The following is a 24937-nucleotide window of genomic DNA, read 5'->3' as shown; positions in this document are numbered from 1 at the left end:
CGCGCTCACGGCCCTTCCAACAGCGACAGCGCCTCCTCGGCTTGTTCGGGCACGGCGGCCAAGACCGACAACACATCGCCCTCGTCGATCTCCACCACGCCGGCGCCCCGCGCGAGTATGTCCGCCACGATTTCCGCGGCGGTCGCATCGCCCTGGAAAATATAATTTTTCAGCCGATAGGCCAAATGCAGCAAAGTGGCGTCGAAGCGATACTCGCCGGCCTTCTCCGGCTCGATATGGCAGCCGATCATGGCGCACAAATTTTCCGGCAAACGCCATTGGCGCGCGAGTTCGCCACCGACATCGGCGTAGGTGAATCCCCAGCGGGCCCGCTCCGCGTCGAAAACCTGCCAAAACCGGCCCTCGGCCTGCAACAACATCTCGCGCGACTCGTCCGGCATGCGGTCGTATATCAGCAGCGCCCCCATTTGATGCAGCAAGCCCCCGACAAAGAATCGCTCGATATGCAAAACACCGCTCAGCTTGGCGAATTGCCTCGCAATCACCGCGCAATAAACGCTGTGCACCCAAAAATCCGTGGTATTCACCAGCGAGGACGGAATGCGCTTGAACATGTCCGCCGCGCAGGTGCTCAACAGCAAATGATGGAAGTCGTTCAAGCCAACGACGGCGATGGCCCGGGAAATGGTGCTGATGCGGGACGGGTGCCCATAGATGGGGCTGTTGACCACTTTCAGCAAACGGGCCGCAAGCCCGGCGTCCAGCGCCACCACTTCGCCGACATCCTGCAGCGAAGCATTCTGGTCGTTGATCATGCCGTTGATGCGCAGAAAAACATCCGGCAAAGACACCAGATGGGGGGAGCCTCGCACCAAGCTCTGCGGACTGGGACTCACCATGAGCGCTTATCGGTAATACTGGCCTAACACCCGCGAAACATACTCCTGAGTCTCCGGATAAGGGGGGATCTGGTTGCCATGGCGAATGACGGCGTTCTCGCCGGCGTTGTAGGCGGCCACAACCAGCTTGAGGTTTGCCCCGAACATGCCGATCAAGTCGCGCAGATAGCGCGCGCCGCCTTCGATATTGGCGTTGGGATCGTGACGATCGCTGACGCCATAGCGGGATGCCGTATCCGGCATCAACTGCATCAAGCCGACCGCGCCCTTGGGGGAAACCGCTCTGGAATTGTACCCCGACTCGGCGCGGATCACCGCGTGCAGCAATGCCGGATCAAGGCCGTATTTGGAGGCCACGGCATCGATCACCGGGGCATACAAACGACGGTTTTTTTCCAGCTCGCGGTAGGTCACGGTAACGCCGGAAAAGGTCTTTATCAGCAACCGATAGCCGGAATGACTGGGCCGGTCCGTGTAGTACACGTGGCCGCTGCTGCGATCGGTAAACTTATAAACGTCGGCCCGCGCCGACGAAACCGCCGCCAGCAAAGCCGCCAGCGCCAGCGGATATTTACGGCACGAACGCATTTCGCCCCCCATCAACCGGGTCCACGGCGACGTCTTACGCCGTTATCGCACCAGCCTGCCGCCGACAACCGCTACCCCGCCACCATCGGCCGCACCCTAGCCGCAGCCTCTCGCGCCCGCCGTCTAGCCTCGTCCACGCCATCGGCCGATGCCAGCGCCACGCCCATGCGCCGCTTGGGAAACGATTCCGGCTTACCGAACAGCCTCACCTCGCTGTCGGGCACCAGCAAAGCCCGATCCAATCCGGCAAAAGCGACGCCCTCGCCCTCGACTTGCCCATAAATCACCGCGCTGGCACCTGGCGCCAGCAACCGAGAACATACCGGCAAGCCCAATATGGCGCGGGCATGCAATTCGAATTCGCTCTGGCGCTGGCTGACCATGGTCACCATGCCGGTATCATGGGGTCGCGGACTCACTTCGCTGAACCACACGTCGTCGCCGCGCACGAACAGCTCCACGCCGAAGACGCCACGCCCCCCCAAAGCGGCGGTCACCGCCTCGGCAATGGCCTGAGCCCGTTGCAAAGCCACAGCGCTCATGGGCTGGGGCTGCCAACTTTCCACATAATCCCCGTCTTTTTGGAGATGGCCCACCGGCTCGCAGAAATAGGTTCCAACGCCGCCTTCGCCGTCCGACGCCCGCACCGTCAGCAAAGTGATCTCGAAATCGAATTCGATCTTGGCTTCCACAATCACCCGACCCTGGTCGACCCGACCGCCGCTGCGGGCGTGTTCCCAAGCCGCGGGCAAATCGTCCGGCCCCTTGAGCATGGACTGCCCCTTACCCGAGGAAGACATGACCGGCTTCACGAAGCACGGATAGCCGATCCCGGCCGCCACCGCCGCCGCCAACTCTTCCAGCGACCCGGCAAAAGCGTAACGCGACGTGGGCAACCCCAGTTCTTCGGCAGCCAGACGACGAATACCCTCCCGGTTCATGGTAAGACGCACCGCTCGCGCGGTAGGCACCACTTCAGCCAGACCCTCGGCTTCGATGCTCTCCAGCGCGTCGGTGGCGATGGCCTCCAACTCGGGCACGATGAAATGGGGCCGCTCCCGCAACACCAACTCGCGCAACGCCGCGCCGTCGGTCATATCGATAACGTGGCCGCGATGAGCCACCTGGTGAGCCGGCGCATTGGCGTACCGATCGACCGCCACCACCTCCACGCCGTAACGCTGTAGACAAAGGGCGACTTCCTTGCCGAGCTCCCCGCCCCCCAACAACAAAACCCGCGTAGCCCCGGCAGCGAGAGGGGTCCCTATCATGGTGAACTGCGACACTGCGTTAGTTACTCCTCATGCGCTGTAGCGCCTTCAAATTCTCGTTAGCGATCACATTGTACTTCGGCGAAATTTCGATGGCCTTGCGAAAAAACGCTTCCGCCTCGTCGTACTTGCCTTCCATCATGCACAGGTAACCCACGTTGTTGTAGGCCGCATCGGGCTCCATGAGCTTGCCGAACAGGGCAACGGCCTCCTGGTAGCTCCCCAGCTTGGCGGTAACCAAGGCCAAATTGTACTGGGCGCGCTGAAAAGACGGATCGGCGCTCAAGGCCTGCTGGAACCGCGCTCGCGCCTGCTCCAAGTCTCCCGCCAAGTAATAAGAATACCCCAGGTTGTTGAGCACCATGGGCGACACGTGCACTTTCAGCGCCGCCTCGTAGTGGGCCACGGCCCCGCCGTGATCTCCGCGCAAATCGGCCAGCACGCCCAGGGCATCATGCGCTTCCCAGCGCGCCGAGTCGAGCCGCAATGCCTCCTCCAACAACTGCTCGGCGGCGACGCGATCTCGCTGATCCAGCTTAACCAAGCCAAGATCCGCCCGGGCTTCGGCGCTGCTCTGCTCCAAATCCAAGATCGACCGCAAAGCGAGTTCCGCCAACTCCAGCTCGTGCCTATCGCGATGCAAACGCCCCAAGCGCAGCAACACCGGGATATTGTTCGGCGACAGCTTATAACTTTGCAGATAGGCCAACATCGCCTCGTCCTTGTCGCCTTTCGCGCGCAGCTCGTCCCCCCGTTTGATCCACTCGTCCAGCGTCAGCGAACCGGCCTCCTCCGGCTGCCGCGACTCCAAGACCTGCAAAAACGGCGCTAAAACCTTGTCGTAAGGCCGCAAGTCCGGCTGAGCGATCTGGGTCGTCGGCGCGCAAGCCGCCAGCAATAAGGCGCTTCCACCAAAAAACAATATTTTTAAGTAACCCATAAACGACTTTATCCCAGACAGGCCCATGGCAACCGCGTTCTTAATGCGGCGGCCACCTTAGTGCAGCGACAACAGCATGTTTTTCAACCCGACAAGGGACGGCCCCAAGGCGACGATAAAAAATCCCGGCAAAAAACACATGGCTAAAGGGAAAATCATTTTTATCGGCAACTTGGCCGCCAGCTCCTGGGCCGCCTGCATTCGCTTATCGCGGAACTCCCCGGCGTAAATCCGGAGCGAGTCCGCAATGCTGGTACCGAAGCGCATGCTTTGCGTCAGCAGGCTCACGAGCCCGCGGATATCCTCCATCCCGGTCCGGGTAGCCAGGTTGCGCAAAGCGACCACCTTATCCACCCCCGCCAGCATTTCAGCATTCACTTGCACCAGCTCCGCCGCAAGCATCGGGTGGCTTATCAACATTTCCCTCGACACCCTTTGCAAGGCGGACTCGAGTCCCAACCCGGCCTCCGTGCATACCACCAGCAAATCCAGCACGTCAGGCAAACTGGCTCTCAACTCATACTGACGGCTGCGAATACACCAATCCAAAAAAAAGCTGGGGGCGACAAACCCGGCGGCCACGGCAAAAATCGTCAGCATCACCGTCGCGCCGAGCTGCAGGGACAACACGCTTCCCACCATGAAGACGGCCAAAGGCAGCGCGATCAGCCCAAGAAAACGTATGGCGTAATAATACGGAACGGCCGCCTGTCTTCTAAACCCCGCCTGCTGTAGACGAAGCCGCATTTTGTCGGCTTTGCCTTCTTCCTTCGGCGAGACCAGCATACCCAACCGATCCAGCTCGCTCAAAAAAAGCCATTCCCGGGGAGTCGCGACGGTCGTTTTGCCGGCGACCCCCTGCAAGCGCCTCCGCACCGGGTCGAACCGGTAACCCCACCAAAAGAGCACCGCCAACCCCAGGCAAAAGACCGAAAGCGCCGCAAACACGATGATTGCCAGTTGCGCCAAAGACAAGTCGAACAGCGTCATGGCAAACCGCGAGGTCGTATCCATAAACTACACCTCGATATTGATCAAACGGCCGATCCAGAGCATGCCGACCACCATCAAGCCGATCCCCAGCTCCGCCAAAAAAACGCCCGTCTCGGTTTGGAAAAACTTTCCGTATACCTCCGGTTGCAGCATCCCCATCGCGCCAAACAGAATCACCGGAATCAATCCCAACACCCAGGCCGACAAGCGCCCCTCGGCGGTCAAAGTACGGATCTGCCGTTGAAAACGAAAACGCCCGCGCAAAAGCTGGCTGATTTTCTCGAGCACCTCGGCCAAATTACCCCCGGTTTCCCTTTGGATGCTGATGGACGTGGTCATAGCCATAAGGCTCAAGCTGGGCACGCGCAACATCAATAGATTGAACGCCTGCGGCACATCTCGCCCGTAGTTGATCTCATCGAAGGTCAATCCAAACTCCTCCGCCACCGGTCCGCCCATTTCCGCCGACACATACGACATAGCCGCGCTGAAAGGCGTTCCGGCCCTGAGGGCGCGCACCATAAAATCCAGGGCATCGGGCAGCTGCTCCTCGAATTGCTCCAACCGCTTATTTCTCTCCTGGCGGAGCTTCATCAGCGGCAAAAAGCCGGCGATCGCAGCCACCAACAACACGACCCAGAAAGCCGGGGCAAACAACCACGCCCCCAAAGCGGCCACCGAAGCCAGCGCCATCATCAACAACACCACCCGATAGGCGGGCGTGCGCCGCCCGGTTTGGTCCAGCAACCGTTGCAACGGCCTCATCATGGGCATCGAATTCAACCGCCGCTCGAAAGGGCCCATGCGCCGCAGCTGCTCTTCCCGCACGAGGGACGTAACCGCCGCTTCGCGATTTTGATTGTCGATTTCCAGCAAACGCTGGCGTAGCCGCCTGCTCTCCTGCGCGCTGCTGCCAAAGGTGGGAATAATGATGATTTGCGACAACAACAGTACCGTGCCGAATACCATCAACAGAAAAATGACTAAGGTATTCTGGTCCATCCGTCCCCCTGCAACTTAAACGATTTTCGAAGTCGGCATGAACACGTGCATGTCCAAATCGATGCCGCGCTTTCGGATGCGATCCAAAAATTTAGGCACGATCCCGGTCGCGGCATACGCGCCCATGACGTTGCCCTGGGCGTCCACGCCTTGGCGCTCGAATTTGAACACCTCCGCCAACGTGATGATCTCTCCCTCCATGCCGCTGATTTCTTGAATGCTCACCACCCGGCGCCGGCCGTCCTCCATGCGCTCCAACTGCAAAATCACATTGATCGCCGAAGCGATCTGCGTGCGCACCGCCTTGACCGGCAACTCGAACCCCGACATGGACACCATGTTTTCTATACGGGCCAAAGCGTCCCGCGCGGAGTTGGCGTGAACGGTGGTCAAAGAACCGTCGTGGCCGGTATTCATCGCCTGCAACATGTCGAACGCTTCCTCGCCGCGCACCTCGCCCACCACAATACGGTCAGGGCGCATACGCAGGCTGTTGCGCACCAAATCGCGCTGCGTCACCTCGCCGCGCCCCTCGATGTTGGGCGGACGCGTTTCCAAGCGGACGACGTGCTCCTGCTGCATTTGCAATTCGGCCGAGTCCTCGATGGTGACGATGCGCTCTTCTCGAGGGATGAAGTTGGACAGGGCATTGAGCATGGTGGTCTTGCCCGACCCGGTGCCGCCTGAAATCAGCACGTTCAGCCGCGATCTGACCACCGCCTTGAGCACGTCGCTCATGGACTGATCCAACGTGTGGAGCGCCACCAGATCCTTCATTTCCATGCGATCCACCGAGAAACGCCGGATGGAAAGCACCGGACCGTCCAGGGCGAGAGGCTGGATAATGGCGTTGACGCGAGAGCCGTCTTTCAAGCGGGCGTCGACCATGGGCGACGACTCGTCGATACGGCGCCCCACCCCGCTAACAATGCGGTCGATAATTTTCAACAAATGGGCATCGTTGCGAAAATGTATCGGCGTGGCCTCCAGCTTGCCGAAGCGCTCGACATAAACCGACTTGGAGCCGTTAACCAAAATATCCGACACCGTGGGCTCGTGCAGCAGCGGCTCGATAGGCCCCAACCCCAGAATTTCGTCGAGAATGGACTTCACCACTCGGTCGCGGGACTGCGCGCTCAACGGACAAGTCTGCTGATCCATCAGGCGATAACACACATCCGTGATTTGCCGCCTCGCTTCGACCGCCTCCATGCTCGCCAACAACGACAAGTCCAAAATACGCAATAAGTCCTGATACAGCTTTTCGCCGTATTCCGACTCGCGCTCGGTGCAAAGGGCTATCGCCAACGGCGGAACGGCGAGCGAGCGAGGGGCCGGTTCCCCCACCCCTTCGCCCAACGGGTCGTCGCCTCCCGTATGGCCGACTTCGATGCCTTCATCCGCAACGGAAAAAGACTTCAAACGATCTTTTAAATTCATCGCGCCTCCGACGGCTTGAATAAACGGGACAAAAAGCCTTGGCGCTCGGGAACGCTCCTACCGGTCAAATGCTGGGCAAACTCCAGCAGCTCCAGCGTAATGGGCGCGGAAGGCGCGTAGTTCGACAACGGCGAGCCCAAATTCACCGCCTTGGCCACGTGTTGGTAATCGTTGCAAATCGTCGTGACGGCGACATTGGGCAAGGATTTGGCGATATCCTCAAGAGACACGTCGGCCTTCTTGTCGTAACGGTTAATCACCACGGTAATCCGGGAAGGCAAAATACCTAAGTCCGCGGTCATGATATGGTGCAGCCGCATGGCGTCGCGTACATGCGCGATGCTCTGCTGCACTACCACCACCACGTGGTTGGCCTCTCCGAGGACAAAAGTCGTCAACGGATCGATCAGCCGGGGTAAGTCCAGCACCACATAGGGAAATGCCGCCCGTAAAAGCCGCAACAACCTCGCCAGCCTCTGCGGCGCCACCTCACCCGGCAAAATCACGTCGTCCTGACGCGTCAACAAGACTTCCAACCCACTGCGGTGACGGGTGAGATACGACCTGATCGCCACGGCGTCCAGCTCGTCGATGATATTGATCGCCTCCAGAAGGTGGCGTTCCGGCGTCAAATCCAAATGGGTGGCCACCGACCCGAACTGCAAATCCAAGTCCACCAAGCAAGTGGGCAATTTGAGGGTGGCTGCCATCAAATCCGCGACGTTGCATGCCAGCAAGCTCGAGCCGGAACCGCCTTTCGCGTTTATGAACGCGACCAACTGCCCGGCGCCGCCGAGGGCCGAATTCGCCTGCCGCTGGAAAAGCACGTGCCGCACCGCGTTGTAGCATTCTTCGTCGTCGGCCGGCGCCACCAAATAATCTTTCACGCCAAAGCGCATGGCTTTACGCATCAACTGCGTGTTGTCCCCCGGCCCTACCACCAAAATGGGCACATGCGCAAAATTCGAAAGCTGCTCCAATACCCCTAAATCCTGCTCCGCCCCGGTATGGCTCAAAAACAGCAACAACACATCGGGGAGCGTGTCCTGCCCCAAATGAGGCAACTCGGATACCGGGCAAACTCTTACGTCATAGCCGCCACAACGCCGAAAATGATCGGCCAGCGCAGCCTGCCCGATTTCTCCGTCACCGGATATCAATAATTGATGGTTGTGGTTTTCCATTTTTCAATCCAACGATCACTTAAATTGAGTGTTTGTATTATGAGTCCATTACATTGATCAGGCATGCCTGTATCAAAAACATGACCGGCTGTTTATATCGTCCAACGAGTCGCGTCCTAAGCTCTCCGCAGCCAGGGTGGTGCTGAAGGGCGGCGAAGAAACCGCGCCGATCAAAGGAATGTTGTACGTTAAACTGTAGTTCTGAATCGACACACGAACAAACTTAATATTGTCGTAAGTCGGCGCACCCAATACCGATCCGTCTTGCCCAAGGTATTCGACAGCGACATTACCGACATCCAGATCTGGGAATAATGGGCTGTCAGTGCCGGTGCCGGAAAATGGGTTTATAAAAACCGTCACCCTCGCGATAGCCGGATCGTTAATCGGGCATACCGCCGCGACTCTTGCGCCTCGGCGCGTGGCCTCCGTCATGGAGTTCCATAAATACATCCAGCGGGCGAATTCCAGCGCGGCAAACAAGGCGATAAAAAGCAGCAATCCGGCAAATGCGAATTCCACCAGTGTCGAACCGCGCTGCCCGCTTTTCATAACAGCCTCATGGTTTCGGATACCGTCATAGGGATCGACACGGGCAAGCCATTGCCGGTATACCAAAAGAAATGCACCGTATGGGTGAAAGAAGCGGAAATCGTGAAATGATCCTGCCATCCCCCATCCGTCGCGATTAAGCTCATAAAAGTCGGATTAGTCACGGTCACCGTGTCGAACCCCGTCATCAACGGGGAGCCGCCGGTAGGAACGCCGTTCCTTACGAGATTGGTCGCCTCCTGCAGCAGAGAAGCGGGTATAGCCAAAGTTGACGAGGCGTCGTTGTAGCACGCCGATGGCGGCGCGGCCGGATACATGCACTGGTCCTGAATATAACGGGCGGCGTCGCGCAGCGACTTCCGCAAGGTGTTGTATTCCATAAAAGTCAGGCCAAGCTCTACGGTGCCGGCGACGATCAACAACAGCAAGGGCAACACGAAAACCAACTCAACGAAAGCGCTGCCCCGCGACAATCGTTGGCTATTGGCCGGTATTCGCGCACGTTTACCGAGCGATAGCGGCGATGGCCTTTTCATTAGCCGCTACTCCTGTCGAAACATATAGAAAACATGCTAGGAATCCCCGCTTAAAGGATCTTTCCACAACATCATTCGAATAGGCTGAAGCACGCCGATATTGGACCCGCCGCAGTTTTCCCCAAGGTACTCCGCGTAAATATTATTCCCCGTGCCGCTCTGCTTTACCGGCCTGGTGATGAAGAACCCGCCGATGCCGGTAACCCTTACGGGAACCTGGGTGCCGCTCATAACGGCCGGACACTGGACAAAGGCGACGCAAATCTTTCTGCGATTATGCACTACCGCGGAAGTCGCTCCTGCCGGCGGCGGCGGCTCTATCCCCGCCGTGTAATACGGGGTATTGGCGGGCTCGTTCGCATTGTTATAAGCGGCCGGCTTTTGCCCGGCGACTTGCCACGCCTGATAACCCGCGTACGTCAAATGATCCTGCGGGCAAGGCGGCCAGCCGCAACCGCTGTTAAAAATGTTGTTTAGGATCCAGGCCTGCCCTCCGGTGCTGTTCCCCGGCGGGCGCGAGCTGAAATCGCTGGGAACGGGATAGGTAACCTCGTCCCTGAAAAGCGGGTCGCCCGGCCCCGAGGGGATGCCGAAAAAGGTATTCATCCCGTTGGCTACCGGGCCGGCCGAAACACCGGTTTTCAGCTGGCCCACGGTGCTGCTGAGACAAGCGGCCGAAGTAAAACCGGCGAAGGAGTCCTGGATGCTTTTCGCCCCTTGCGCCGACGCGGCGGTTTGCAAGAGGTTGAAATTGCCGTTCATCACCGTCGTCCCGCTCGCGCAGGTTTCGGTGCTGCTCGACCGGATACAAGCCTCCTGGCCTACGACCAGGCTGGAGCGGAAGCTGTCGCAAATCAACACCGGCAGTATCTTGGCCGGACAACGCTCGGGCCCGGCCACCGCCGAAGCCGCGGTAGTCGGGCCGCTCGCCTTATTCGGTGCAGGGACCTGGGCATCTTGCGGCACTTGCATAAAAAACCGGCGGAGCGCGCTGGTTTCGGTACTGACGCGCACGAAGCGGGGCGGATTGAGCGGGTCCAGGCAATCGTAGGGAGGAGAGGTCTGAAAATCGCCCAAATGATCGGAGAACTGATAGACGACGTTGTCCAGCGTGACATGGCTGGATATGTCGGCATTGCCGTTTTCAGCCAAAAAACGGCTCAGCGTGGCTTTACTTTGGGTCGTCGCCTCGTCGCAGGAATAGCCGGCATTGATTGCCGCCGCGGCGCTCAGCGCGGCGGTATCCATGGCGTTTTGCAAGCCGGTCTTGTTCACCAGGAGATGGCTCGTATCCAGCGCCAGCCCGATCATGCCGATCAATACAAATAGGCTGATAGCGGTTATCACCACCACCGACCCGCTTTGGCGGGCCGGCCGAACATTGAGGGCGCGGGCTTGCGAGTAACGCCATGCAACCATTGTTTCAGTGTTCATCGCCAACACCTCGCTAGATACTTTCGGCGCCTACGCTAGCGAAACCGAAAATCGGTTTGCTTGCTTAGTTGCCGCCGCCGGAACCGCCGCCGCTGGTGCCGCTGCTGCCGCCGCTACCGCCGCCGATATTCCCGATGGTGATGGTTGGCATGCCGATTCGCTGATTTCCTTGCGCCGCACCGGTAACGTAGTCCTTCATGACCCTTTCGCCCCGCTCGCCGTTCAGGCTGTTGGGCGCTTCCGCGACGGGATTGCTTGCCGCCTGCGGGTCGGCGATTTGGGCGTGTTTGACGGCGTTGGCCGACTCGCCGAAATGCCGATCCAGGCGTTGCGGGTCCACGCGGAAGGTGCTGCACCCCGGCAGCGCCACAACCAAGGCCGCCACGGCCGCACTCAACAGCAGGATATTGTGTCCGTTGGATTTCATTGCGCACCTCCATCGGTCAAGGTATGACCATATTCGCCCACCAAACCGCCCTGTTTGTCGGATGCATGGGATTGCTCGGCGGAGGATGGAACCTTACGTCCCTCCAATCGGCCCATCAGGTAAAACTCCTGATCGTCGGGCGCCACGAAATAATCCGTCGGAGAGCGAATGTCTTCCCTTTTCAACGGCTTAGCCAGATGCGGGGTGGCGAATATCACCAATTCGGTTTTATTGCTCTGGTATTCCTGGCTACGGAACAACTGTCCCAGCACGGGAATATCCCCCAGATAGGGAATGCGCGAGGCATTGGCGCGGGCATTGTCGCTGATGAGGCCGGCGATGCTCATGGTTTGCCCATCGGATAACTCCAGCGTGCTGGCGGCTTTGCGCGTACGCAAGGATTTAATCGGGGTCCCGTCGGCAAACAGCGAAACCTGGGCCTCGTCCGACAACTCGCTGACCGAAACGTTGGTCGTCAAATTGATGCGGTTGCCGGACAGCACCACCGGCAGAAACTCAACGCCGACGCCGAATTCCTTGAACGCCACATTGAACCCGCTGCCCCCGAGGGTGCTGCCGCTGAACACCGGTATCGGGAACTCGCCACCGGAGAGGAACGCCGCCTTCTTGCCCGACTGGGTGGTCAGGGTGGGTTCGGACAGGATCTTCACCAGACCGGTTTCCTTGTTCGCCTCCGCCTGAAGCTGCATCAGCAAGCCGGCGCCGCCAAAATAATTGGCGAACAAGCCGGCGCCGCTTTGGAATAGGTTGGCGAATTGCGATGTGCTATCGGCATTGGCAGTGCTGTTGAGCCCCTGCACCACGCCAAAAGTCGTGTTACCGTCCCTATCCCTGGAACGGAAGCTGACACCCAGCTTGCGCCCCAGCGTCCGATCGATTTCGGCGACTTTCACCTCCAGCATCACCTGGTCGGCGCCTCCCACGTGCATCATGTTGTGCACTTTGCCGCCCATGGCGAACCCCTCGGCAAACTTGGCCGCCATGTCCATCTTTTCCAGGCTGGAAACTTCGCCGCTCAGGATAATGTCCTTACCCGCGGCCGATACGGCGATCTGCTCGCCGGGCATGAGCTGGTGGAAACGCTCCTTGAGCGAATCCTGGTCATGCACCACTTCAATGTCCAACACGCGGAGCACTTGATTACCGGCTCCCATGATCACCACGTTGGTGGAACCCAGCGATTTCCCCTGTATGAGGAAATTGCTGGGGCGCATCAGCACTACGTTGGCCACGCTAGGATCGCCCATGGTGACATTGCCGATGGCTTGGCCGGCATTAAACACCAGCGATTTGCTCAACGGCACCTGGTAATGCTGCGTGCGCATTTCCCAAAGCTTCGGCGCCCCCCCCGTAGGCAGGTCGGCGGCCTCGGACGGCGGCGCCACCAAAATCAGTCCAGCGGTCGCAACCACCGTCGCGAACCAGCAGGATGTTGCATTCCGTAATTTCATCGGTCGATCCCCCAGATCGTTCAGCAGGTTGCGTTGTCGCAGGCGCGAGGCGTTTTGCCATCCCAGTCGTACACGCGCACGCCGCGGCTTTTTTTCGCCGGCGCCACACGGGGCTCCGACGGGGCGACGGGAGTTGCCGGCGGCTGTGCTTTGGCGGGAGCCTCCTCAGCCGTGGAAGCGTCCAACGGATTGCGCAGGGCGAATTGCAGCGGCCCCTTGCGCATGGCTTCAACCAAAAGCTCGGCTTGCGCCGGCGTCACCTCCAAAGTCAAAGCCCGAACCACAATGGGCTTGTCCTTCTCCGGCGAAGCCTCCTGGTCGATAGCCAGCACGTTCACGTTCCGCAGCAACGTATAAGTCGTTCCCTCCCGCGTCGCCAGCATGTCAACCCGATTCTCCGGCATGATAAAACCGGCCACGCCAGCCACGTCGTCCACCCGCACGGTCACGGCGCGCATGCCTTCCTTGATCAAGGACGACAAGGTGCTGCCCCCCAGGTGCTCCCTCACGCGCTGGGGATAGACCAATTCACCGGGCACCATGGAACGGGTTACGATTTTGCCCACCACCGGCTTGATGTCTTTGTAATATTCGGCGGGCAAGCTGGCTTTCGGCCATTCGGCGATTTTCATGTCCTGCTCTTCCAGCCGCTTGGCGAACGGGATCGGCAAGGCCGCCACCACCACCGGCACGGTGTCGGTCCTGGAGGCAAAGCTCTCCGCCTCTTTGGAAAGCACCCACCGGTAGGCCAAAGTCGCCGCTCCCGCCGCCAAAAGCAGTGCGAAAATGAACATGATCAAGACTCGGCTATTCATGATTCGTCCTTAGTTATTTTTGTGGACACGCCACCCTCTAATACGCGGCCATTCAAGCGTCTGTGGCCACACGGTGATTTTTAGTTAAGCGTAGAACGCGTTGTCACCGTTTGCTGCTGAATCGCCCCCGCGTTCGCGCTCCTCGCATGACGGGCAATGAAAGAGCGCTTAACCGCCTTGCATTCCGCCTTACGACGGCCAATCGGCGGAAATCCGCGCCGAAATTGGCGAAAACTCCACCGCCCTTCGCCCACCCGAAGGTACGCAATATTGGGTAAGAGCCCTCTAATTTGGGTGCGTTGGCCTTCATCTCTCGCGTCAAGCGCGAAACGCCATTAGCGAATGAAAGGCCGCCTTACTTATATTTATGGCAGGAAAGGCAGCCAGTCAGGCCGCCAAAACACAACCACGATTGCCCCCACCGCAATGGCCGGCGCGAAAGCCACGCGCTTGCCGGCCCAATCGCCCTGGCGCGGCGGCAAATAGGCCACCTCTTGCGCAACGACCATATGGGTCAACATTGCGCCATAACGACGGCATAACGCCGGCAATTCTCCACGGACCAGGATAACCGCCACGGACGCCACCGCTGCCGCGGTGACGCTAACCGCAGCGATGAGAAGAACTTTCGCCGCACCGACAAAAGCGCCCACCACCGCCATCATTTTCACGTCGCCCGCACCCATGCTCGCAAAGGCATAAAGCGGCAGCAACGCCAATAATCCTGCCCCCATCCCCAGGCCGGCATCGGTCACGCTCTGCCACTGATCGATCAGTCCCGCGGACAACAAGGCGGCGCACAAACCAATGCCGTTGAGCCAATTGGGAATACGGCGAGTGAAGACATCGTAGATCACCCCCAGCGCCATAAACGTGCAAAAAAGGATGTTGGCTCCGAACTCGCCCCACACGCCATTATCGAACAACGCCACGCCACCTTACCTTCAAATCGGCCGTCAATATATCAACAAAACCGCAAATAATTCTTTTAAACTGCGGCATCACCCGCATCGGCCAATACCCGCTCTCACTAGGTGAGGATCAAGTGCAGGATGACGCATTCTTGATGCAATTACCTATCCTTGCATACCCACTGTTTATCTCATCACGCAAAAAGGCTACCGCAGCGGCTATACCAAGCACCACTAATGCGACGAACACGATCCATTCCACCAATTCTGCCCCTTCTTCGTCACGAAGAAAGTTTTTTAGCAAGCCAGTTGCAACGTGCATGACACAACTCCGTAATCGATTATTCCCAAATATTCCTGAGTGACATATGACGGGTCGCCGCGCGCGGAGATCGATTATTACTGAGGACTTCGCCGCGACCGCATCCCCGCCATATGCACCGAAAGCGCCCACCCCTGCGTGGGTCTTTTAAAGTTTTATCGTTAGCAGCTGCTGGTATTTTTTATGCAGTTGCCAATACGTTGATATCCGCTTTGTATCTCGCTCCGCAGGAAAGCTACTGCGCCGGCGATACCCAGCACCAGCAACGCCACAAACACGATCCACTCCACTAATTCCGCGCCTTCTTCGTCACGCAGAAAGTTCTTTAAAAATCCAAGAGAATAATTCATTTCAAATACCCCTTTTCGCTCGGTTTAAAAATCGGACTGTATCCATTCACTAACGCCATACGCTTGATGGCCCCTGCACTTTGAGCATAGCACAATTCCTCCAAGTGCAAGGCGCGTCACACTTCATGCTAAGCTGCGAAAAAAGGGGGCCTCTCCCCAGCCCTCGGAACCGAGACACCTAACGATTAAAAACCGCAAAAAGATCGACGATGACCACCCCAAACACCGGTAGCTTCCTAAATGGGCAAGACCAAGGCTTGCCGGCCGAATATCGACCCGCCCCCTGGCTGCAGCCGCTCCTGGCTTTCGCCGCCACGTTCACCGCCGTCCTTGCCATTGTTAACCACAGCCGCAATTCGGTGCCGTTCGAGAGCGATACGCTCTGGCACGTCGCCGCCGGCGAATGGATGCTGGACCACGGTCAAATCCTGACCTGGGACATTTTTTCCTACACCGCGGCGGGCAAGCCTTGGTTATGCCAAGAGTGGTTGAGCGAAGTCCTCATGGCTTGCATTTACCGCCTGGGAGGCTGGGAAAGCCTGTTCTTCCTCGCCGCCGCCGCGTTCGCAGCCACGCAGGCGCTGCTGGCGGCGCGCCTGCAAAAGCGGCTGACGCCTTATTTCGTGCTGACCTTTGCGATGCTGGCCTTTTTCTTCGGCATGTTTCACTTCAAAGCCCGCCCGCATGTCATCGCTTGGCCGGTATTGCTGTTGTGGCTGGCCAACGTCATCGAGGCGGCGGACCGGGACGAGGCTCCCGGCTGGTGGAACATTCCGCTGATGGCGTTGTGGGCCAATCTGCACGGCAGCTTCGTCATCGGCCTGGGCCTATTGCCGATTTTCGTGGCGGAAGCCGTCGTGCCCCGCGTGATGGCGGGCCGGTGGCGCGACCCGACGGTGCGGCGCTGGCTGGCGTTTGCGCTGGGCTGCCTGGCCGCCACCTTGATCAATCCCTATGGCATCAATCTGTTGCTGCAGATCGGCAGGTTTTTGCTGAACGGCTCGCTGGCCAGCGGCGGCGAATGGAGCTCGTGGGACTTCAGCCAAGTCAACCTGTTCGGGCCGTGGATCGTCCTCGCTTGGGGCGTCGCCCTAGTGCAGGGCATTCGCCTCCCGTTCTGGCGAACCCTGGCGTTCCTGCTCATCGTCTACGTGACCTTGCGCCATCTGCGCAACATCAACCTCATCGCCTTTGTCGTCCCCGTGCTCCTGGCAAAACCTTTGGGACAACACTGGGCGGCGCGTCGACTGAACAGCGTCGAGCGGCTGATGGCGCGGACTCGTCCGCAACACGGCCCCGTCGCGCTGGCGGCGGCAGCCCTCTTCGTCCTGGGTATCGGCAGCTTGCACGCCCGCTACACGCCGGTCGCCCCCAGCGACTACGAAACCGCCCAAGGGGCCCTGACCGCCGTGGAAAAGGCCGGCATCACCGGCCCCGTGCTGAACGACTCCTATACCAGCGGCGCGTTGATACGCCGGGGCGTCAAGGTGTACATCGATTCCCGCGGCGATCTGTACGGCGCCGACTTCGTGACGGCGTTCAGAAAAATGGCTTGGCTGGACGAAGGCGAGGCGGCAAAGCGGCTCATTCAAGGTTGCAGCGTAGGCTGGACCATCTTCCCGCCCACCATGCCGCTCAACGCCTATCTGGATATCGCGCCCGGCTGGCGCCGTCTTTACGCCGACGATTTTTACGTGGTCCACACCAACGATAAATGCGGCGGGCGGTTCGCCTCGCCATAGGCCGGCATGCCGTTCCGATCCCCCACCCGCAGCGTGGCGTTATGAAAATCAGCTTGCCCCAAATCTCCCTACCGACCCTGGTCGGCCTGTTGGTGTTCTGCGCTCTCGTCCACCTGGACGCCACGGAAGGGGACACCTATTGGCACGTCAAAGCGGGCGAATGGATCTACGCCCATCGGGACGTTCCCCGCCAGGACGCCTTTTCCTACACCAGGAACGGCGCCCCCTGGGTGGACTTCGAATGGCTGGCCGAAATCGTCCTTTATGCAGCCTATGCGCTGGACGGGTGGAACGGCTTGCGCGTGCTAGCCAGCCTTGCCGCCGCCACGGCCATCGCCGGCATCGCTCATATCCTGCTGACCCGGCGCGGCAGCCCCTATTTGGCCATCGTCTCCGCCGTCATGGCATTCGCCCTGTGTCACGCGCACTTTTGGGCCAGGCCGCACGTCTTGGCCTGGGCGCCCCTGGCGTGGTGGGCGGCCTGGCAGGCGGACGCCGGCGCCAAAGGCACGCCGCCGCCTTGGTGGACCGTTCCGGTTCTGGCCGTATGGGCCAATCTCCACGGCAGTTTCACGCTGGGGCTGGTGTTGGCGGCTCTCGCCGCCGCCGAAGCGGCCGAACGCTTATGGCGGGACGGCCGGCTATCCGTCGCCGCCGCAAAACCGTGGGGGTTATACCTGCTGGCGCTGTTCGCCGCGGCCATGGCCACGCCTTACGGGCTCGATGGGATATTGATAACCCAGCAGACTTTCAGCATGGAGAAATCCATGGCGTATATCGCCGAATGGCGGTCCCCCGACTTCCAGGGGGGAATGCACGCATTCGAATTCTGGCTGCTGCTGGTCATCGCCGCGGCGAGCTTGAAGCGGCTCGACGTGCCCTGGGCACGCTGGCTGCTGCTGTTCTTCCTCATCGACACCGCGCTGCGCTACCAGCGCAATGCGGTGCTGTTCGGCTTGCTGATCCCCGTTTATTTCGGCAAGGCCGTGGACGAAACCTGGATCAGCGCTTACGGCAGCGCGGTCAACCTCACCTTGAACCGCTGGCCTCGGCGCACCAGCCCAGCGGCGTGGTGCGCGGCCGCCGCCATCGCCTTTTATTTCGCGACGGCCCCTTTGCCCCTGCGGGACACCGGCGCCGCCCGGGGCTTCGACGCGGCGGAAGCGGTCGGTGCCGTTCGCGCCTGGAGCGCCGGGGGCGATCCCGGCCCGGTATTCAACGACTACGGCCTCGGCGGCTACTTGATCTTTGCCGGGATCAAGCCTTTCATCGACGGACGCAACCTCCTCTACGGCGACGACTTCGTGGCGCGCTACGCGGAAGCCGAAAACCTCACCTCGCCCTCCGCGTTGACCGGCATCCTGGCCGAGTACGACATCCGCTGGACGCTTTTGAGCGCCCAATCCCCGGCCGCCGCATTGCTGGACCATCTGGACGGCTGGCGCCGTCTATACTCAAACAACCGGCACGTGGTCCACGTACGTGAATCGCCCGCCTCCCCCAAACCCTGACCACGCTCAACCGACAACAGCGCATGTCCAAAGGCTTCCTCCCTCATTTCGCGTCCGGCGGCGCCATGGGACGAGGAAGTGCCCATCATCCGACGCACCACCGATGGATCCCCCGATGTCTATGATTTCCATCATCGTCCCGATATACAACGAAGCGGAAAACGTAACGACCCTGGCGGAAGCGTTGCTCGCCGAGCTGGACCGGTTGCAGCGCCCTTTCGAAATCATTTTCGTCAACGACGGCAGCGCGGACGACAGCGACCAAAAAGTCGCCGCCATGGCCGCCAAGGATTCCCGCGTTCGGCTGATCAACTTGAAACGCAACTTCGGGCAAACCGCCGCCATGATGGCCGGCATCGACCACGCGCAGGGCGCCATCATCGTGCCCATGGACGGCGATTTGCAAAACGATCCGAAAGACATTAAGCGCCTGATCGACAAGCTCGACGAGGGCTACGATGTGGTGTCCGGTTGGCGCAAAAATCGTCGGGACCCGCTGTTCCGCCGCAATATCCCCAGCCGCATCGCCAACCGCATCATTTCGTGGATTTCCGGCGTGGTGCTGCACGATTACGGCTGCTCCCTCAAAGCCTATCGGCGCGAAATTCTCGACGACGTCAAACTTTACGGCGAAATGCATCGCTTCGTTCCCCTCTACGCCAGCCTGAACGGAGCCAGGGTCGCGGAAATCCCCGTCTCCCACCATCCGCGCATACACGGCGCGTCCCATTACGGTTTGGAGCGGGTCATCAAGGTTTTGCTCGATTTGATCGTCATCCGCTTTTTGGCGCGTTACGCCACCAAGCCCATGTACGTCTTCGGCGGCTTCGGCTTCCTGTCCTTGGCCTTCGCCTCGTTAACCGGCTCCTACGCCCTGTACCTTAAATTTTTCGAAAACACCTCCCTCATCCTGACCCCCCTGCCCCTGCTGACGGCCATGGCCATTACCACCGGCATCATGTCGATTTTGATGGGCTTATTGGGCGAGTTGCTGGCCCGCACGTACCACGAATCGCAAAACAAGCCCATTTACCGGATCAAAAACACCATTAACCTGGATAAGCGTTGACCCATGTGCGGCATCGCCGGTTTCGCGGGAGAAGGCAGCAGGGAAGACGTGGTCGCCATGAACACCGCCCTCGCGCATCGGGGACCCGATGGCGAGGGCTACCACGAAGACGCGGCGCGGCGGCTGTTCCTAGCCCATCGGCGCCTGGCCGTGCTGGACATTCAGGCCGGGACGCAGCCCATGTGGAACGAAGACGGCCGGGTTTGCGTGGTCTTCAACGGCGAGATCTACAACCACGCCGAACTGCGGCAGGAACTGCTCGGCAAGGGGCACGTTTTCCGCTCCCACCATTCCGACACGGAAGTGCTGGTGCACGGCTACGAAGAGTGGGGCGACGGCTTGCCGCTGCGGCTCAACGGCATGTTCGCCTTCGCCGTCTATGACGCCGGCCGCGGCCGTCTTTTTCTGGCGCGGGACCGCTTCGGCGAAAAACCGCTTTATTACTTCAGCAGCCCCAAACTCTTCGCGTTCGGCTCCGAAGTCACCGCCTTGCGGCGTCACAGCGGCATCAACCCCGCGATCGACACGCTGGCGTTGCAAAAATTTTTCGCCTATTCGTTCATTCCCGCGCCCCACAGCCTTTATCAAGGCATCCGCAAACTGCCGCCCGGCCACGCCTTGAGCTGCGACCTGGCCACTTTGCGGACCAGCGAGCGGGAATATTGGCGCTTTCGCATCGAACCGTTCGAAACCGTTCCCGCCGACGCCGAATCCGCTTGGCGCGAGGAGCTGCGCCATTTGCTCCGGCAGGCGGTCAAGCGCAGGCTGGCGAGCGACGTGCCGCTGGGCTTGTTCACCAGCGGCGGCATCGATTCCAGCGCCATGCTGGCCTACGCCGCCGCGGAAAGCGGCGCCCAGCCCATCGAGACGTTCGCCATCGGTTTCCGGGAAGCCAGCTACGACGAATCGCCCCACGCCCGGCGCATCGCCCATGCTTTCGGCAGCGCGCATCACGAGGAAATCCTCGATATCGACAAAGCGCGGGAACTCATCCCCGACGTGTTGCGGCGCCTCGACGAACCCATGGCCGACGCCTCCATCGTACCCACCTACCTGCTATGCAAATTCGCTCGCCAACACGTTACCGTGGCCTTGGGGGGCGACGGCGGCGACGAGCTGTTCGCCGGCTACGATCCGTTCCGCGCGCTGAGGCTCGCCGGCTGGTATCGCCGGCTCGTGCCCGGCTGGGGACATAAGCTGATCCAATCCTGCGCCGCCGGGCTGCCCGTGTCCGACGCGAACATGAATTTCAGCTTCAAATTGCAGCGAGCGCTGCGCGGCGCGGGCCACGGCCCCGCATTTTGGAATCCGGTATGGCTGGGCGCGGTGGGCCCGGACGAACTGGAGCAGCTGTGCAACGAGCCGATCAGCCCCGAAGCGCTGTATCAAGAGGCCATCGCCGCCTGGGAAAGCTCCTCCGCCGACAACGTCGTCGACCGCAGCCTGGAGTTTTACACCCGCTTTTACCTGCCCGACGACATCCTCACCAAGGTCGACCGGGCGTCCATGATGGTGTCGCTGGAAGTGAGAACGCCTTTTCTCGACAACGACCTGGCGGACTTCGCCCGCCGGCTGCCGCACACGTTCAAATTGCGGGGCGGTTGCGGCAAATACCTGCTCAAGCAAGCGCTGCGCGGCGTCATCCCCGAAGCCATTATCCGGCGCCCCAAAAAAGGCTTCGGCATGCCCATCGCCCGCTGGCTGCGCGACTGGCCGATGCCCGCCGCGCCCGCGGCGGCCGCGGGGTTGAATAGCGACTGGATGCGCGCCCGCTGGGACAGCCACCGGGCCGGCAGCGCCGACCATCGCCAGCTGCTGTGGGCATGGCTGGCGCTGTGCCGGCATTTGCAAACCGAGGAAGCGCAATAGCGGCTTGAAAGCTAATATTCCCTCGCGGCGCATGCGCCGCGTCCGTACCCCCTGACTCCGCGACGCCCTAACCGCCATGCATCACCTCGACTTGCTCGCCTGCCCCCTCACCGGCTCCGCCCTGCGGCGAACCGGGGACGCCCTCGTCGGCGCCACCGGCCACCGCTACAGCGTCACGCCCAGCGGCATCCCCTTGTTCGCCGAGCAGCACTGCTCGGAAGACGCCAAACGCCAGCAAGCCCACTACGACCGCGTCGCGGCGGCGTACATCGCCAGTCTGGCCTATCCCCACACCTTGGAATACATGGATTATCTCGACACCGCGTTCCTCGACGCGGTGGGCGACGCGCCGCTGGATACCGTGGCCGAAATCTGCTGCGGCACCGGCGAAGCCTTTCGCCTGCTGGGAAGCCGCGTCGGCAGGGGCGTCGGCGTCGATATTTCCGTGGCCATGCTGGAAGCGGCGGTAAGCGCGCGGGAAAATCCGCGACTGGAGTTCACCCAAGGGGACGCCACCCGTTTGCCCCTCAGGTCCGGGGCTTTCGACGCGGTGTTCATGTTCGGCGGCATCCACCACGTCAACGACCGGCAAAAGCTTTTCGGCGAAATCGCCAGGATACTCAAGCCGGGAGGCCGCTTCTATTGGCGTGAGCCGGTCAGCGACTTCTGGCTGTGGCGCGCCTTGCGGGCCGTCATTTACCGCCTTTCGCCGGCCTTGGACCATGCGACGGAGCGTCCGCTCCTCTACGAGGAAACGGTGCCGGTGCTGCAAGCGGCCGGCTTGCGCCCGCTCCAGTGGCGCACTTACGGATTTTTCGGTTTTTGCCTGTTCATGAATAGCGACGTCCTGATATTCAACCGCGCCTTCCGCTTTATCCCCGGAATCCGCCGGCTCACCCGCTGGGCGGCGGCGCTGGATGACCGGATCACCCGCACGCCGACCATGGGCAACGCCGGGCTTCAAGTGATCGGCTGCGCCGAAAAACCCCGGGGCGAACCCGCGTGAAAATCTTTTTCACTCTCTGCGGCATGGTGGGATTCACCGTGGCCGCCAATATCCTCATGAAAAAAAGCGCCATGGAAAGCGGCGGCGCCGACTCCTGGCTCGCGGCCATGGTCAGCTGGAAACTCGCCGCGGCGCTGAGCTGCTTCGCCGCGGGCGTGCTGCTCTACGCGGTATTGCTCCGATGGCTGCCGCTGAGCGTCGCCCAATGCTTCGCCGCCGCGCAGTTCGTCGGCGTGATCTTGGCGTCCATGCTGATTTTGTCCGAGCCCATCGCCACGGGGCAGTGGATCGGCATCGCGCTGATCGCCCTGGGCATCATAGTGGTGGGGCTGACGAGCCCGACCGTTTAGCCGCAACGGTCAGCGCCGCGGATAACAGTCCCAGGCTTTTTCGTATTCGCCGGTGCGCCGATTGCGATACCCCTTGGCGCCGGCCGGTTCGTAGTATGTGCCGGTGGACTTGTCCAGCAGGCCGCCCCCGGAGGGCACCAGCTTGCTCGTGTCCTCCGCGCTTTTGCCCTTGTTCGCAGCAGCGGCGGACTTCGGCACCCTTACCTTGATGTTGCCGTTCTCGTCTTCTTCAATGACGATGCTGCCGCCCCCCTCGTCGCCCTCGTTGTCGTCCGCCCACGCGTAATTCGACACGGCCAAAGCCAGCGCCGCCAACAATAAAAACCGCCTGCCCATCCGCATCTCTGGTCGCTCCTCGCGGCTTAAACCGCAACGTTAGTCACATGGCTATCGGCGTGTCCGGCACAGTCGCGGCGGCGACTTCCGCCGAACGGGATAACCTCGAGAAGCCCCGCCCCACCCTCATGCGCCGGCCTCCGGATCATGGAATAATAGTTCCATCCTTCTTCAATTCCACAGACACGCCCATGGCCCAATACATCTACACCATGAACCGGGTGAGCAAGATCGTGCCGCCCAGCCGTTTCATCCTGCGCGACATCTATTTGTCCTTCTTCCCCGGCGCCAAAATCGGCGTGCTGGGCCTCAACGGCTCCGGCAAATCCACCCTGCTGCGCATCATGGCCGGCATCGACACGGAAATCGACGGCGAAGCCCGTCCCCAGCCCGGCATCAAGGTGGGCTACCTACCGCAGGAACCGCAGCTGGACCCGGCCAAGACCGTGCGCGGCAACGTGGAAGAAGCGGTGGCGGAAATCAAGCAGAAGCTGGCCGAACTGGACGCGGTGTACGCCGCCTACGCCGAGCCCGACGCCGACTTCGACGCCATCGCCGCCAAGCAGGCCGAGCTGGAGGCTTTCATCCAGGCCTGCGACGGCCACGAACTGGACCGCAAGCTGGAAATCGCCGCCGACGCCCTGCGCCTGCCGGACTGGGACGCGGACGTGACCAAGCTGTCCGGCGGCGAGAAGCGCCGCGTGGCCCTGTGCCGGCTGCTGCTGTCCAACCCCGACATGCTGCTGTTGGACGAGCCCACCAACCATTTGGACGCGGAATCCGTCGCCTGGCTGGAGCGCTTCCTGCACGACTACCCCGGCACCGTGATCGCCGTGACCCACGACCGCTACTTCCTGGACAACGTGGCCGGCTGGATTCTGGAACTGGACCGCGGCCACGGCATCCCCTGGGAAGGCAATTACTCCTCCTGGCTGGAGCAGAAGGAAAAGCGCCTGGAGATAGAAGAAAAGCAGGAAACCGCCCGCATCAAGGCCATGAAGGAAGAGCTGGAATGGGTGCGCACCGCGCCCAAAGGCCGCCACGCCAAGAGCAAGTCCCGTCTGGCGCGTTTCGACGAATTGGCCTCCCAGGAATCGCAAAAGCGCAACGAAACCCAGGAAATCTACATTCCGCCCGGCCCGCGCCTGGGCGACGTGGTGGTGGAAGCGGAAGGCCTGAAGAAAGGCTTCGGCGACCGGCAGCTCATCGACGGCCTGGATTTCCGCCTGCCCAAGGGCGGCATCGTCGGCGTCATCGGCCCCAACGGCGCCGGCAAGACCACCCTGTTCCGCATGATCGCCGGTGCCGAACAGCCGGACGCCGGCACGTTGCGGGTGGGCGACACGGTGCAACTGGCCTACGTGGAGCAGTTCCGCGACGGCATGGACGACAAGAAAACCGTGTGGGAAGAGATTTCCGACGGGCTGGACATCATTACGGTGGGCACCTACCAAACCCCGTCCCGCGCCTACTGCGGCCGTTTCAACTTCAAGGGCGGCGACCAGCAAAAGCGCATCGGCGACTTGTCCGGCGGCGAACGCAACCGCGTCCATTTAGCCAAGTTGCTCAAGGCCGGCGGCAACCTGCTGCTGTTGGACGAACCCACCAACGACCTGGACGTGGAAACCCTGCGCGCCCTGGAAGAAGCCTTGCTGGCCTTCCCCGGCTGCGCCGTCATCATCTCCCACGACCGCTGGTTCCTGGACCGCGTCGCCACCCACATCCTGGCTTTCGAGGGCGATTCCAAAGTGGTGTGGTTCGAGGGCAACTATGCCGACTACGAGGCGGATCGCAAGAAACGCCTGGGTGTGGACGCGGACACCCCGCACCGCATCAAGTTCAAGCCGCTGGAGCGCTAGCAGCCAAGCCTCCCTCCCGCCGGGAAAGCCGCCGCGAAGCGGAATAATTAAGGCTGCTTGCGGGGGTAGGGCGAAGGGGGATTAAAAGGCCGCAGCTT

Annotated in this window: 25 protein-coding genes; 7 read left to right on the top strand and 18 right to left on the bottom strand. The window is 60.8% G+C overall.

Annotation, left to right across the window (positions count from 1 at the left end):
* Nucleotides 1-5 precede the first annotated feature (5 nt).
* The 17 genes from K5607_RS03030 to K5607_RS02950 all read right to left on the bottom strand — a co-directional run bounded on the left by K5607_RS03030 (nucleotide 6) and on the right by K5607_RS02950 (nucleotide 15097).
* On the bottom strand, nucleotides 6-860 hold the full coding sequence (locus K5607_RS03030) for an HDOD domain-containing protein (protein WP_054772699.1): 855 nt from the start codon (nucleotides 858-860) through the stop codon (nucleotides 6-8).
* Between the two features lie 6 nt (nucleotides 861-866).
* Nucleotides 867-1409 carry a lytic transglycosylase domain-containing protein gene (locus K5607_RS03025; RefSeq protein ID WP_343222959.1) on the bottom strand — a complete coding sequence of 181 codons (543 nt, stop codon included), beginning with the start codon at nucleotides 1407-1409 and terminating at the stop codon, nucleotides 867-869.
* A 110-nt stretch (nucleotides 1410-1519) separates the two neighbouring features.
* Nucleotides 1520-2719, bottom strand: coding sequence for a formate-dependent phosphoribosylglycinamide formyltransferase (gene purT, locus K5607_RS03020; protein WP_221048152.1), 1200 nt, complete (start codon nucleotides 2717-2719; stop codon nucleotides 1520-1522).
* Nucleotides 2720-2738: 19 nt separating this feature from the next.
* Nucleotides 2739-3659, bottom strand: a complete 921-nt coding sequence (locus tag K5607_RS03015) for a tetratricopeptide repeat protein (RefSeq protein ID WP_162232274.1) — start codon at nucleotides 3657-3659, stop codon at nucleotides 2739-2741.
* A 57-nt stretch (nucleotides 3660-3716) separates the two neighbouring features.
* On the bottom strand, nucleotides 3717-4673 hold the full coding sequence (locus K5607_RS03010; protein ID WP_221048151.1) for a type II secretion system F family protein: 957 nt from the start codon (nucleotides 4671-4673) through the stop codon (nucleotides 3717-3719).
* 3 nt (nucleotides 4674-4676) lie between these two features.
* Complete coding sequence (locus K5607_RS03005; protein WP_221048150.1) at nucleotides 4677-5654, bottom strand: type II secretion system F family protein; 978 nt, start codon at nucleotides 5652-5654, stop codon at nucleotides 4677-4679.
* Between the two features lie 15 nt (nucleotides 5655-5669).
* Nucleotides 5670-7094 (bottom strand): TadA family conjugal transfer-associated ATPase, encoded by a 1425-nt coding sequence (locus K5607_RS03000; RefSeq protein WP_221048149.1) that lies wholly within the window; start codon nucleotides 7092-7094, stop codon nucleotides 5670-5672.
* The gene (locus K5607_RS02995; protein ID WP_221048148.1) at nucleotides 7091-8278 is read right to left on the bottom strand and encodes a CpaE/TadZ family protein; all 1188 of its coding nucleotides are present in this window, start codon (nucleotides 8276-8278) and stop codon (nucleotides 7091-7093) included. The genes K5607_RS03000 and K5607_RS02995 overlap by 4 nt, the downstream gene beginning before the upstream one ends.
* Nucleotides 8279-8350: 72 nt before the next feature.
* Nucleotides 8351-8830 (bottom strand): TadE/TadG family type IV pilus assembly protein, encoded by a 480-nt coding sequence (locus tag K5607_RS02990; protein ID WP_054772692.1) that lies wholly within the window; start codon nucleotides 8828-8830, stop codon nucleotides 8351-8353.
* Nucleotides 8827-9366, bottom strand: coding sequence for a TadE/TadG family type IV pilus assembly protein (locus tag K5607_RS02985; protein ID WP_082411322.1), 540 nt, complete (start codon nucleotides 9364-9366; stop codon nucleotides 8827-8829). The genes K5607_RS02990 and K5607_RS02985 overlap by 4 nt, the downstream gene beginning before the upstream one ends.
* A gap of 36 nt (nucleotides 9367-9402) precedes the next feature.
* Nucleotides 9403-10800 (bottom strand): TadE/TadG family type IV pilus assembly protein, encoded by a 1398-nt coding sequence (locus tag K5607_RS02980; protein WP_221048147.1) that lies wholly within the window; start codon nucleotides 10798-10800, stop codon nucleotides 9403-9405.
* Between the two features lie 64 nt (nucleotides 10801-10864).
* Entirely contained in the window at nucleotides 10865-11227 is a 363-nt protein-coding gene (locus K5607_RS02975) for a hypothetical protein (protein WP_054772688.1), read from the bottom strand.
* A complete protein-coding gene (locus tag K5607_RS02970) occupies nucleotides 11224-12633 on the bottom strand; it encodes a type II and III secretion system protein family protein (protein ID WP_221048146.1) in 1410 nt (469 codons plus the stop codon). Before K5607_RS02970 ends, K5607_RS02975 begins: the two co-directional genes overlap by 4 nt.
* 86 nt (nucleotides 12634-12719) lie before the next feature.
* Nucleotides 12720-13514, bottom strand: a complete 795-nt coding sequence (gene cpaB / locus K5607_RS02965; RefSeq protein WP_221048145.1) for a Flp pilus assembly protein CpaB — start codon at nucleotides 13512-13514, stop codon at nucleotides 12720-12722.
* A gap of 365 nt (nucleotides 13515-13879) precedes the next feature.
* On the bottom strand, nucleotides 13880-14446 hold the full coding sequence (locus K5607_RS02960) for an A24 family peptidase (protein ID WP_221048144.1): 567 nt from the start codon (nucleotides 14444-14446) through the stop codon (nucleotides 13880-13882).
* 109 nt (nucleotides 14447-14555) lie between these two features.
* Nucleotides 14556-14747, bottom strand: coding sequence for a Flp family type IVb pilin (locus tag K5607_RS02955; protein ID WP_221048143.1), 192 nt, complete (start codon nucleotides 14745-14747; stop codon nucleotides 14556-14558).
* A 161-nt stretch (nucleotides 14748-14908) separates the two neighbouring features.
* Entirely contained in the window at nucleotides 14909-15097 is a 189-nt protein-coding gene (locus tag K5607_RS02950; protein WP_054772683.1) for a Flp family type IVb pilin, read from the bottom strand.
* A gap of 209 nt (nucleotides 15098-15306) precedes the next feature.
* On the opposite strand from K5607_RS02950, the gene K5607_RS02945 reads away from it, so the two are divergent.
* The 6 genes from K5607_RS02945 to K5607_RS02920 all read left to right on the top strand — a co-directional run bounded on the left by K5607_RS02945 (nucleotide 15307) and on the right by K5607_RS02920 (nucleotide 22644).
* Nucleotides 15307-16839 carry a hypothetical protein gene (locus K5607_RS02945; protein WP_221048142.1) on the top strand — a complete coding sequence of 511 codons (1533 nt, stop codon included), beginning with the start codon at nucleotides 15307-15309 and terminating at the stop codon, nucleotides 16837-16839.
* A 41-nt stretch (nucleotides 16840-16880) separates the two neighbouring features.
* Nucleotides 16881-18350: a hypothetical protein gene (locus K5607_RS02940; protein ID WP_221048141.1), complete on the top strand. Its 1470-nt coding sequence runs from the start codon at nucleotides 16881-16883 to the stop codon at nucleotides 18348-18350.
* Nucleotides 18351-18465: 115 nt separating this feature from the next.
* Nucleotides 18466-19419, top strand: coding sequence for a glycosyltransferase family 2 protein (locus K5607_RS02935; RefSeq protein ID WP_217995110.1), 954 nt, complete (start codon nucleotides 18466-18468; stop codon nucleotides 19417-19419).
* A 3-nt stretch (nucleotides 19420-19422) separates the two neighbouring features.
* A complete protein-coding gene (gene asnB / locus K5607_RS02930) occupies nucleotides 19423-21288 on the top strand; it encodes an asparagine synthase (glutamine-hydrolyzing) (RefSeq protein ID WP_221048140.1) in 1866 nt (621 codons plus the stop codon).
* 76 nt (nucleotides 21289-21364) lie between these two features.
* Nucleotides 21365-22294, top strand: coding sequence for a class I SAM-dependent methyltransferase (locus tag K5607_RS02925; protein WP_221048139.1), 930 nt, complete (start codon nucleotides 21365-21367; stop codon nucleotides 22292-22294).
* On the top strand, nucleotides 22291-22644 hold the full coding sequence (locus K5607_RS02920) for an EamA family transporter (protein WP_054773393.1): 354 nt from the start codon (nucleotides 22291-22293) through the stop codon (nucleotides 22642-22644). The genes K5607_RS02925 and K5607_RS02920 overlap by 4 nt, the downstream gene beginning before the upstream one ends.
* A 9-nt stretch (nucleotides 22645-22653) precedes the next feature.
* On the opposite strand, the gene K5607_RS02915 is transcribed toward K5607_RS02920, so the two are convergent.
* Complete coding sequence (locus K5607_RS02915) at nucleotides 22654-22980, bottom strand: hypothetical protein (RefSeq protein ID WP_054773392.1); 327 nt, start codon at nucleotides 22978-22980, stop codon at nucleotides 22654-22656.
* A gap of 191 nt (nucleotides 22981-23171) precedes the next feature.
* On the opposite strand from K5607_RS02915, the gene ettA reads away from it, so the two are divergent.
* Nucleotides 23172-24839 (top strand): energy-dependent translational throttle protein EttA, encoded by a 1668-nt coding sequence (ettA, locus tag K5607_RS02910; protein WP_221048138.1) that lies wholly within the window; start codon nucleotides 23172-23174, stop codon nucleotides 24837-24839.
* Nucleotides 24840-24937: the final 98 nt, after the last annotated feature.

Source organism: Methylogaea oryzae, from assembly GCF_019669985.1.
Classification (GTDB): Bacteria; Pseudomonadota; Gammaproteobacteria; order Methylococcales; family Methylococcaceae; genus Methylogaea; species Methylogaea oryzae.
Note: the sequence above shows the minus strand (reverse complement) of the source record. Positions and strands in the feature narration are given on the sequence as shown.

Excerpts from the sequence above, each read along its gene's own strand:
- asnB (WP_221048140.1), top strand. The coding sequence starts at position 19,423 with ATGTGCGGCATCGCCGGTTTCGCGGGAGAAGGCAGCAGGGAAGACGTG.
- ettA (WP_221048138.1), top strand. The coding sequence starts at position 23,172 with ATGGCCCAATACATCTACACCATGAACCGGGTGAGCAAGATCGTGCCG.
- purT (WP_221048152.1), bottom strand. The coding sequence starts at position 2,719 with ATGATAGGGACCCCTCTCGCTGCCGGGGCTACGCGGGTTTTGTTGTTG.
- K5607_RS03010 (WP_221048151.1), bottom strand. The coding sequence starts at position 4,673 with ATGGATACGACCTCGCGGTTTGCCATGACGCTGTTCGACTTGTCTTTG.
- K5607_RS02980 (WP_221048147.1), bottom strand. The coding sequence starts at position 10,800 with ATGAACACTGAAACAATGGTTGCATGGCGTTACTCGCAAGCCCGCGCC.
- K5607_RS03015 (WP_162232274.1), bottom strand. The coding sequence starts at position 3,659 with ATGGGTTACTTAAAAATATTGTTTTTTGGTGGAAGCGCCTTATTGCTG.
- K5607_RS03030 (WP_054772699.1), bottom strand. The coding sequence starts at position 860 with ATGGTGAGTCCCAGTCCGCAGAGCTTGGTGCGAGGCTCCCCCCATCTG.
- K5607_RS02955 (WP_221048143.1), bottom strand. The coding sequence starts at position 14,747 with ATGCACGTTGCAACTGGCTTGCTAAAAAACTTTCTTCGTGACGAAGAA.
- K5607_RS02940 (WP_221048141.1), top strand. The coding sequence starts at position 16,881 with ATGAAAATCAGCTTGCCCCAAATCTCCCTACCGACCCTGGTCGGCCTG.
- K5607_RS02975 (WP_054772688.1), bottom strand. The coding sequence starts at position 11,227 with ATGAAATCCAACGGACACAATATCCTGCTGTTGAGTGCGGCCGTGGCG.
- K5607_RS02915 (WP_054773392.1), bottom strand. The coding sequence starts at position 22,980 with ATGGGCAGGCGGTTTTTATTGTTGGCGGCGCTGGCTTTGGCCGTGTCG.
- K5607_RS02950 (WP_054772683.1), bottom strand. The coding sequence starts at position 15,097 with ATGAATTATTCTCTTGGATTTTTAAAGAACTTTCTGCGTGACGAAGAA.
- K5607_RS02925 (WP_221048139.1), top strand. The coding sequence starts at position 21,365 with ATGCATCACCTCGACTTGCTCGCCTGCCCCCTCACCGGCTCCGCCCTG.
- K5607_RS02985 (WP_082411322.1), bottom strand. The coding sequence starts at position 9,366 with ATGAAAAGGCCATCGCCGCTATCGCTCGGTAAACGTGCGCGAATACCG.
- K5607_RS02995 (WP_221048148.1), bottom strand. The coding sequence starts at position 8,278 with ATGGAAAACCACAACCATCAATTATTGATATCCGGTGACGGAGAAATC.
- K5607_RS02945 (WP_221048142.1), top strand. The coding sequence starts at position 15,307 with ATGACCACCCCAAACACCGGTAGCTTCCTAAATGGGCAAGACCAAGGC.
- K5607_RS02990 (WP_054772692.1), bottom strand. The coding sequence starts at position 8,830 with ATGAAAAGCGGGCAGCGCGGTTCGACACTGGTGGAATTCGCATTTGCC.
- K5607_RS02935 (WP_217995110.1), top strand. The coding sequence starts at position 18,466 with ATGTCTATGATTTCCATCATCGTCCCGATATACAACGAAGCGGAAAAC.
- K5607_RS03005 (WP_221048150.1), bottom strand. The coding sequence starts at position 5,654 with ATGGACCAGAATACCTTAGTCATTTTTCTGTTGATGGTATTCGGCACG.
- K5607_RS03000 (WP_221048149.1), bottom strand. The coding sequence starts at position 7,094 with ATGAATTTAAAAGATCGTTTGAAGTCTTTTTCCGTTGCGGATGAAGGC.
- cpaB (WP_221048145.1), bottom strand. The coding sequence starts at position 13,514 with ATGAATAGCCGAGTCTTGATCATGTTCATTTTCGCACTGCTTTTGGCG.